The sequence below is a fragment of the Enterovibrio gelatinilyticus genome (genome assembly GCF_028683095.1).
Classification (GTDB): domain Bacteria; phylum Pseudomonadota; class Gammaproteobacteria; order Enterobacterales; family Vibrionaceae; genus Enterovibrio; species Enterovibrio gelatinilyticus.
This window is the reverse complement of sequence record NZ_JAJUBC010000145.1, coordinates 1-341: the sequence shown is the minus strand read 5'-3', so window position 1 is coordinate 341 and position 341 is coordinate 1. Positions and strand designations below refer to the sequence as shown.

General features: G+C 40.8%; 1 protein-coding gene. It reads left to right on the top strand.

Annotated features, from left to right (window positions below; translation table 11 throughout):
• Nucleotides 1-94 precede the first annotated feature (94 nt).
• Nucleotides 95-341 (top strand): hypothetical protein (locus tag LRP50_RS25585; RefSeq protein ID WP_274167198.1); only part of this gene is annotated, 247 nt, incomplete at its 3' end.

Below are 341 nucleotides of genomic sequence, written 5' to 3'. Positions count from 1 at the left end.
ATTAATTACATCACCGACACAGTGATCAGATACTTTAAATTCATTTCATACTGGTAAGATTCAGCAATAAAAAACGCCATTATCAGGGAACGAAATGGACGACTTAACCTTTTCGGTGGGTGCAGTAACCTTCAAGTATTCGCTCACCGCCGAGCAAAAGAAATTCTTACGACTCACACAAGAAACCACGGTTGATCTCAACCAATGGCCAGTATTTTCGGATCATATTACCGACACGATCCATGCTGCGATCCCTGATGAGTTAAAACTTCCGACAGAAAAACAACTCAAGTATGCCCAGACGATCTCGAAGGATTTGAAGGTTAAATTACCCAAAGATT